Source organism: Caballeronia sp. INML2 (assembly GCF_023631365.1).
Lineage (GTDB): Bacteria > Pseudomonadota > Gammaproteobacteria > Burkholderiales > Burkholderiaceae > Caballeronia > Caballeronia turbans.
This window is the reverse complement of the sequence record NZ_JALQDH010000020.1, coordinates 1-7,218: the sequence shown is the minus strand read 5'-3', so window position 1 is coordinate 7,218 and position 7,218 is coordinate 1. Positions and strand designations below refer to the sequence as shown.

8 protein-coding genes are annotated in these 7,218 nt (G+C 64.8%); 7 read left to right on the top strand and 1 reads right to left on the bottom strand.

The annotated features are described in order from the left end of the window. The first annotated feature begins 234 nt into the window (after positions 1-234). Together phaR and NCT32_RS37240 are read left to right on the top strand one after the other, a co-directional pair. Positions 235-810 carry a polyhydroxyalkanoate synthesis repressor PhaR gene (gene phaR, locus NCT32_RS07685; RefSeq protein ID WP_061121943.1) on the top strand — a complete coding sequence of 192 codons (576 nt, stop codon included), beginning with the start codon at positions 235-237 and terminating at the stop codon, positions 808-810. Positions 811-1,126: 316 nt separating this feature from the next. Next, positions 1,127-1,255, top strand: coding sequence for a hypothetical protein (locus NCT32_RS37240; RefSeq protein WP_284508499.1), 129 nt, complete (start codon positions 1,127-1,129; stop codon positions 1,253-1,255). Between the two features lie 11 nt (positions 1,256-1,266). Here the strand turns inward: NCT32_RS37240 and NCT32_RS07680 are convergent, their stop codons facing one another. Beyond that, a complete protein-coding gene (locus tag NCT32_RS07680; protein WP_250490080.1) occupies positions 1,267-1,416 on the bottom strand; it encodes a hypothetical protein in 150 nt (49 codons plus the stop codon). A gap of 157 nt (positions 1,417-1,573) precedes the next feature. On the opposite strand from NCT32_RS07680, the gene rimO reads away from it, so the two are divergent. The 5 genes from rimO to NCT32_RS07655 all read left to right on the top strand — a co-directional run bounded on the left by rimO (position 1,574) and on the right by NCT32_RS07655 (position 7,001). Then, positions 1,574-2,911 carry a 30S ribosomal protein S12 methylthiotransferase RimO gene (gene rimO / locus NCT32_RS07675; protein ID WP_061121942.1) on the top strand — a complete coding sequence of 446 codons (1,338 nt, stop codon included), beginning with the start codon at positions 1,574-1,576 and terminating at the stop codon, positions 2,909-2,911. A gap of 3 nt (positions 2,912-2,914) precedes the next feature. Further along, positions 2,915-3,838, top strand: a complete 924-nt coding sequence (locus tag NCT32_RS07670; protein ID WP_061121941.1) for a sugar kinase — start codon at positions 2,915-2,917, stop codon at positions 3,836-3,838. 43 nt (positions 3,839-3,881) lie between these two features. After that, positions 3,882-5,066 (top strand): beta-ketothiolase BktB, encoded by a 1,185-nt coding sequence (gene bktB, locus NCT32_RS07665; protein ID WP_061121940.1) that lies wholly within the window; start codon positions 3,882-3,884, stop codon positions 5,064-5,066. Between the two features lie 11 nt (positions 5,067-5,077). Beyond that, entirely contained in the window at positions 5,078-5,731 is a 654-nt protein-coding gene (locus NCT32_RS07660; protein WP_061121939.1) for a hypothetical protein, read from the top strand. Positions 5,732-5,801: 70 nt separating this feature from the next. Continuing rightward, positions 5,802-7,001: a cystathionine beta-lyase gene (locus tag NCT32_RS07655; protein WP_061121938.1), complete on the top strand. Its 1,200-nt coding sequence runs from the start codon at positions 5,802-5,804 to the stop codon at positions 6,999-7,001. Positions 7,002-7,218: the final 217 nt, after the last annotated feature.

The following is a 7,218-nucleotide window of genomic DNA, read 5'->3' as shown; positions in this document are numbered from 1 at the left end:
CCCCCCCCCCCCCCCCCCCCCCCCCCCCCCCCCCCCCCCACCCCCCCCCCCCCCCCCCCCCCCCCCCCCCCCCCCCCGCCGCGCCCCCCCCCCCCCCCCCCCCCCCCCCCCCCCCCCCCCCCCCACTCGCCGGGGTACATCAACGATGCGGCGAACATGCAGCAGCGCTTTTTTGCGACAACGCAAGACCTGCTTGCTGCCATCGCAGTAAAGTTTTGCGTTTAAAGGCGTTAAATGACCACCACTACTACTACAAAGAAAGCCGCCGAACGACTTATCAAAAAGTATCCGAACCGTCGGCTGTATGACACGGAAACGAGCACCTACATCACGTTGTCGGATGTGAAGCAACTCGTGCTCGATCAGGAAGACTTCAAGGTGCTGGACGCGAAGTCGAACGACGACCTCACGCGCAGCATCCTTTTGCAGATCATTCTGGAGGAAGAGAGCGGCGGCCTGCCGATGTTCTCCTCTGTCATGCTCTCGCAGATCATCCGCTTCTACGGTCACGCGATGCAGGGGATGATGGGCACGTATCTGGAGAAGAACATCCAGGCGTTCATCGACATCCAGCAAAAGTTGACGGAGCAGAGCAAGGGCATCTACGACGGCAACGCGCTCAACCCGGAAGTCTGGTCGCAGTTCATGAACATGCAGGCGCCGATGATGCAGGGCATGATGACGAGCTACATCGAGCAGTCAAAAAACATGTTCGTGCAGATGCAGGAGCAGATGCAGTCGCAGGCGAAATCGATGTTCAACACATTCCCGTTCCCGACGCCCACGCCTTCGTCGACGGAGAAGAAGTAATCCATTTCAAGGGCGCGTTCGGGCGGCGGGTTGACGCCCCCGTCCTGAGCGAGCGCGCGTCGTGCGCTCGTTGCCCGCCGATCGCCCTCGCCGGATCCTGCGCCCAGGCCGCGCCGAAATCCCCGCGATAGGTGTACGACCCATGGTGCGCGAGCTTCGACCGGGCATCCACGAAGACCTTTCCGCCCAGAGCGCGCCAGCGGCGGCAGAACGCGTAGACGTCGAAAGATAGCGTCCGGTTTCACGATCGACCATCACGTCGAAGAAGCGATGACAGTAGCCGTGCAGCGCATCCGGTCTGTATAGCAGTTCAGGCATGCGCGCGATCGTCGTCTCGAGTACCGCGCGGCGGATGCGCATGAAGCCCGTGGGCGCTTCGACCACTTTCATGAAGCCGTCGCTGTCGATCGGCACGCGCGCGCCCTCGTGCGAATTGACCGGATAACGCAGCGCGCGTCAGAAGCTGCGCTCGCGCGAGGCCGGAGGGAGCGCGAGGAAATGCGCGACGGCTTCGTTGCGCGCGCGGGTCACGAGACTTTCACCGGAGCGGAGGCGCACCGAGCCTTGCACGCCGAGGCGCCACAGCGCGTTGGTCAGGGTGAGCATGCCGGTGGGACAGAGCGGCGTCGGATGCGCGGAATCGGCCTCCCCGACACTCCGGGGTAAAATATTGGATTGGCCTCGTGCGCTCCCACAAGACACTCTTCCCGTGAAAAATTCTTTAGATTCAACTGCCCGGACGACTCCCGCGCCGAAGATCGGCATGGTTTCGCTCGGCTGCCCGAAAGCACTTGTAGATTCCGAGCAGATCATGACCCAGCTGCGCGCCGAAGGTTACGAAATCTCCGGCACCTATGACGGCGCGGATCTTGTCGTCGTCAACACTTGCGGCTTCATCGACGAAGCCGTGCAGGAAAGCCTCGACGCCATCGGCGAGGCATTGAACGAGAACGGCAAGGTCATCGTGACCGGCTGCCTCGGCGCGAAAAAGAGCGCAAGCGGCTCAGGTCTGATCGAGGAAGTGCATCCGAAAGTGCTCGCCGTCACCGGTCCGCACGCGACCAACGAAGTGATGAACGCCGTGCACGCGCATCTGCCGAAACCGCACGACCCGTTCACCGATCTCGTGCCGCCCGCCGGCATCAAGCTCACGCCGCGCCACTACGCGTACCTGAAGATTTCGGAAGGCTGCAATCATCGTTGCACGTTTTGCATCATTCCGTCGATGCGCGGCGATCTTGTGTCGCGCCCCGTCGCGGAAGTCATGCTCGAAGCCGAAAATCTCTTCAAGTCCGGCGTCAAGGAGCTGCTCGTCATTTCGCAGGACACGAGCGCATACGGTGTCGACGTGAAGTACCGCACGGGTTTCTGGAACGGCAAGCCGCTCAAGACACGCATGACCGACCTCGTCGGCGCGCTCGGCGAACTGGCCGCGCAATACGGCGCATGGGTGCGGCTGCACTATGTCTATCCGTATCCGAGCGTCGATGACGTGATCCCGATGATGGCCGAAGGCCCGCTGCGCGGCCACGTGCTGCCGTATCTCGATGTGCCGTTCCAGCACGCGCATCCCGAGGTGCTGAAACGCATGAAGCGTCCGGCGAACGCCGAGAAGGTGCTCGAGCGCGTCAGGACGTGGCGTGAAATCTGTCCCGACCTGACCATTCGCAGCACGTTCATCGCGGGCTTTCCGGGCGAAACGGAAGAGCAGTTCCAGACGCTGCTGGACTTCCTCGAGGAAGCGGATCTGGATCGCGTCGGCTGCTTCGCGTATTCGCCGGTCGAAGGCGCCACCGCGAACGAACTCGACGGCGCGCTGCCCGACGAAGTGCGCGAGGAACGCCGCGCGCGCTTCATGGAGCTGGCCGAAGAACTTTCGGCGAAGCGCATGAAGAAGAAGGTCGGCAAGACGCTGAAGGTGCTCGTCGACGAAGTGGGCACGGACGGCGGCATCGGCCGCACGGCGGCGGATGCGCCGGAAATCGACGGCGTCGTCTACATCGCGCCGGCGACGAAGGCATCGAAGCGCTACAAGGCCGGCGACTTCGTGTCGGTGAAGATCACCGGCGCCGATGGCCACGATCTCTGGGGCGAGGTGTAACCCATGCCGCAAACGCCGCACATTCTCGCGCTCGGCGAGGCGATGATCGAGTTCAATCAGTCGACGCGCGACCGGCCGGAGTATCTGCAAGGCTTCGGTGGCGACGTCTCGAATTTCCTCATCGCTGCGTCGCGCCAGGGCGCGGCGACGGGCTTCGTGTCGGCGGTCGGCAACGATCACTTCGGGCAATTGCTGCTCGATCTGTGGCGTGCCGAAAACGTCGATACATCGACGGTTCGCGTGGCCCACGATGCGCCCACGGGCGTTTATTTCGTGTCGCACGGCGAGAACGGGCACCGCTTCGACTATCTGCGCGCGGGCTCGGCGGCGAGCCGCTATGCGCCGGCGCATCTGCCGCTCGACGCGATCGCGGCGGCGAAGGTCGTGCACCTGTCGGGCATCAGCCTCGCGATCGGCGTATCGGCGTGCGACGCCGCGCTGGCTGCGATCGATCACGCGCGCACGCACGGCGTGAAGGTCAGCTTCGACACGAACCTGCGCCTGAAGCTGTGGCCGCTCGCACGCGCACGCGCGGTGATGCTCGAAGCGATCCGCTCGACCGATATCTGCCTGCCGAGCTGGGACGACGTCACCTTGCTCACGGGCCACGAAGACAAGGACGCGATCATCGACGCGCTGCTGAATCTGGGCCCGAAGGTCGTCGCGCTGAAACTCGGCAAGGAAGGCGCGTATATCGCGACACCCGATGAGCGGCGCGTCGTACCGGGCCGCGTCGTGAAGGCGGTCGATGCGACCGGTGCGGGCGATTGCTTCGGCGGCGCGTTCATCGCGCGCATCGTCGCGGGCGACGATCCCTTCGCGGCGGCGCGCTATGCGAACGCCGCGGCGGCTTTATCGACGCAAGGCTTCGGCGCGGTCGCACCGATCCCGGACAGGGCCACGGTCGAGCGCGCGCTCGGCGAATGACGAATCCATGACCTGTTGAACACAACCAAGCGGAGACGGCAACATGCAACGTGAAGTAGTGGTGGTAAGCGGCGTGCGCACGGCAATCGGCGATTTCGGCGGCTCGCTTAAGGATTTCTCCCCGACCGATCTCGGCGCGCGCGTCGTGCGCGAGGCGCTTTCGCGTGCACATGTCGCGGGCGACGAAGTCGGCCATGTGGTGTTCGGCAATGTCGTTCATACCGAGCCGCGCGACATGTATCTCGCACGCGTCGCGGCGCTCGATGGCGGCGTCAGCCAGCACGCGCCCGCGCTCACGGTGAACCGGCTGTGCGGCTCGGGCCTGCAGGCGATCGTGTCGGCGGCGCAGTCGATTCTTCTCGGCGATGCGGATGTCGCGATCGGCGGCGGCGCGGAAAACATGAGCCGCGCGGCCTACATCATGCCCGCCGCGCGCTTCGGCCAGCGCATGGGAGACACGCGCATCGTCGACATGATGGTCGGCGCGCTGAACGATCCGTTCGACAAGATCCACATGGGCGTGACCGCCGAGAACGTCGCGCAGAAGTTCGGCATCACGCGCGAGATGCAGGATGCGCTCGCGCTCGAATCGCATCGTCGCGCGGCGAAGGCGACCGAAGCCGGCTACTTCAAGGAACAGATCCTGCCGATCACGCTCGCGTCGAAGAAGGGCGACACCGTGTTCGACCGCGACGAGCACGTGCGCATGAACGCGAGCGCCGAAGACTTCGCCAAGCTCAAGCCGGTCTTCGCGAAGGAGAACGGCACGGTGACGGCGGGCAACGCGTCGGGCATCAACGACGCGGCGGCGGCCGTCGTGCTGATGGAGCGCGGCGTCGCGGAAAAGCGCGGCGCGAAGCCGCTCGCCCGCCTCGTCGCCTACGCGCATGCGGGCGTCGATCCGAAGATCATGGGCATCGGCCCGGTGCCGGCGACGCAGAAGGTACTGGAACGCGCGGGCCTGTCCGTGAACGATCTCGACGTCATCGAAGCGAACGAAGCGTTTGCCGCGCAGGCGTGCGCCGTGTCGCAGGAACTGAAGCTCGATCCCGCGAAGGTCAATCCGAACGGCTCGGGCATTTCGCTCGGGCATCCGATCGGCGCGACCGGGGCGCTCATCACCGTAAAGGCGCTGTACGAGCTGCAGCGCATCGGCGGGCGTTACGCGCTCGTGACGATGTGCATCGGCGGCGGGCAGGGCATCGCGGCGATTTTCGAGCGTATTTGAAGGACCGAAGGATGATGCAAAGCATGAAGGGGCCGCGCCTGCTCGCGGCCTTTGCGATCTCGACCGCGCTCTTCGCGCTGACGGGCTGCAATTCGCCGATGCCGCCCGGTTCGTCCGGCGCGTCGGGCGTTCTGTCGCCCGATCAGCGCGAACCGGCGGGCGCGGACGCGCACGGCGCGCAGGCCGCCATCAAGGAGCTTGCGCTGCCGCCCCGCAAGCCCCTCACGCCGAATCTCGAATATGCGCGTTTTCCGCGCTATGTCGGCACGCTCGGCGACAGGCAGATCGAGATGAAGCTCGGCGCGAAAACCGACGAGCCGTCCGGCGTGCACGGCGAGTACAAGTTCGCCGGCAGTCCGAACGTGGTTCTGGTCGCGGGCGATCGCGACGGCGACACGCTCGAGATCGAGGAATCGAACGACGGCACGCATATCACGGGCAACTGGGTCGGCAAGTTCGCGGCGGACGGCAGCGTGTCGGGCGAACGCATGGACCCGGACGATTCGAACGCGCAGCCGTTCGATCTGCGCCCGGCGGTAGCCGGCCAAACCTTGCCGCCGATGAACGCGGGCAAGGCGCCGCCCGCGCCGTCGCTGGAACCAGCGCCCCCTCTGCCGCCGAAGAATGCCGTGGGCGGCACGAGCAACGTCATCATCGGCGAATAGCGCGTCTTGTCTTCACGCCGCCGGGCGTTTCCGGCGGCGGCTTTTCTTTACTTCGCTTCACACAGCCCTCATGACCGATTCCAGCAACAACGCCCCCGACCGCGACCTGCAGACGCGCATCGTGCAGCCCGAGGACCGCATCACGCCCGGCTTCGAGTCGTTTTCGGTGCCGGTCGCGCGCGCGTCGACGGTGGTCTTCCCCGATCTCGCGACGATGCGCTCGCTCGTCTGGAGCGACGATTCCAGATGGCGCTACGGCCTGCACGGCACGCCGACGACCATCGCGCTCGCGCAGCGTCTCGCCGCGATCGAAGGCGGCGAATACGCGCTCCTGCAGCCGTCGGGGCTCGCGGCGATCTCCAACGTCTACTTCGGCCTGATGAAGGCGGGCGATCACGTGCTCGTGCCCGACAACGCCTATTCGCCGAACCGCGATCACGCCGACTGGCTCGTCGCGGACTTCGGGCTCGAAGTGACGTACTACGATCCGATGACCGGCGCGGGCATCGCCGATGCGATCCGTCCGAACACGAAGCTGATCTGGCTCGAAGCGCCCGGCTCGGTGACGATGGAAGTGCAGGACGTGCCGGCGATCGTCGCCGTCGCGCGCGCGAAAGGCATCGTCACGGCGATCGACAACACGTATTCCGCGGGCCTTGCGTTCAAGCCGTTCGAGCATGGCGTCGACATCTCCGTGCAGGCGCTGACGAAGTATCAATCGGGTGGCAGCGACATCCTGATGGGCGCGACCATCACGCGCAATCCGGAATTGCACAAGAAGCTCAAGCGCGCGCGCATGAGAATGGGCATCGGCGTATCGGCGGACGATGCATCGCTCGTGCTGCGCAGCCTGCCGTCAATGAAGGCGCGTTACGAAGCGCACGACCGCACGGCGTTTGCGCTCGCGCAATGGCTGAAGACGCGGCCTGAAGTGACGGCGGTGCTGCATCCGGCGCTGGAGGATTGTCCGGGTCACGCGTTCTACGAGCGTGACTTCAAGGGCGGCGCGGGCGGCCTGTTCTCGATCGTGTTCGATGGCCGTTACACCGCGGCACAAGTCGATGCATTCGTCGAAGCGCTCGACCTGTTCTCGATCGGCTGGAGTTGGGGCGGCGCGCACAGCCTTGCGATGCCCTACAACGTTTCTTCGATGCGCACTGCGTCGCAATGGCCGCATGAGGGGGTGCTGGTGCGCTTCTATGTGGGCCTGGAAGCGGAAGCGGACTTGCGCGGGGATCTGGAAGCTGCGCTTGTCAAGGCGTTCGCCTGAAGCGTATTGGGTGCTTTCGGTGGGTGGGTTTCGCCGGATCCCGTTTTCTTTTTGGTTTATTAGCACTGCCCCTATGCGGGGCGGCAGTTACTTTCTTTGCTGCTGCAAAGAAAGTAACTGTATTGAGAGTCAAGTGCTGAGTCACAAGTGATCGTGATGTGGGGGATTCCAGGGGGTGCGATCGCGCATCATGGCGTTGAGCTGAGTAAGGAGCTTG

What these genes read in the sequence shown, in the direction of transcription:
- phaR (WP_061121943.1), top strand. Translation starts at nt 235, where the DNA reads ATGACCACCACTACTACTACAAAGAAAGCCGCCGAACGACTTATCAAA.
- NCT32_RS37240 (WP_284508499.1), top strand. Translation starts at nt 1,127, where the DNA reads ATGCGCGCGATCGTCGTCTCGAGTACCGCGCGGCGGATGCGCATGAAG.
- NCT32_RS07680 (WP_250490080.1), bottom strand. Translation starts at nt 1,416, where the DNA reads ATGCTCACCCTGACCAACGCGCTGTGGCGCCTCGGCGTGCAAGGCTCG.
- rimO (WP_061121942.1), top strand. Translation starts at nt 1,574, where the DNA reads ATGGTTTCGCTCGGCTGCCCGAAAGCACTTGTAGATTCCGAGCAGATC.
- NCT32_RS07670 (WP_061121941.1), top strand. Translation starts at nt 2,915, where the DNA reads ATGCCGCAAACGCCGCACATTCTCGCGCTCGGCGAGGCGATGATCGAG.
- bktB (WP_061121940.1), top strand. Translation starts at nt 3,882, where the DNA reads ATGCAACGTGAAGTAGTGGTGGTAAGCGGCGTGCGCACGGCAATCGGC.
- NCT32_RS07660 (WP_061121939.1), top strand. Translation starts at nt 5,078, where the DNA reads ATGATGCAAAGCATGAAGGGGCCGCGCCTGCTCGCGGCCTTTGCGATC.
- NCT32_RS07655 (WP_061121938.1), top strand. Translation starts at nt 5,802, where the DNA reads ATGACCGATTCCAGCAACAACGCCCCCGACCGCGACCTGCAGACGCGC.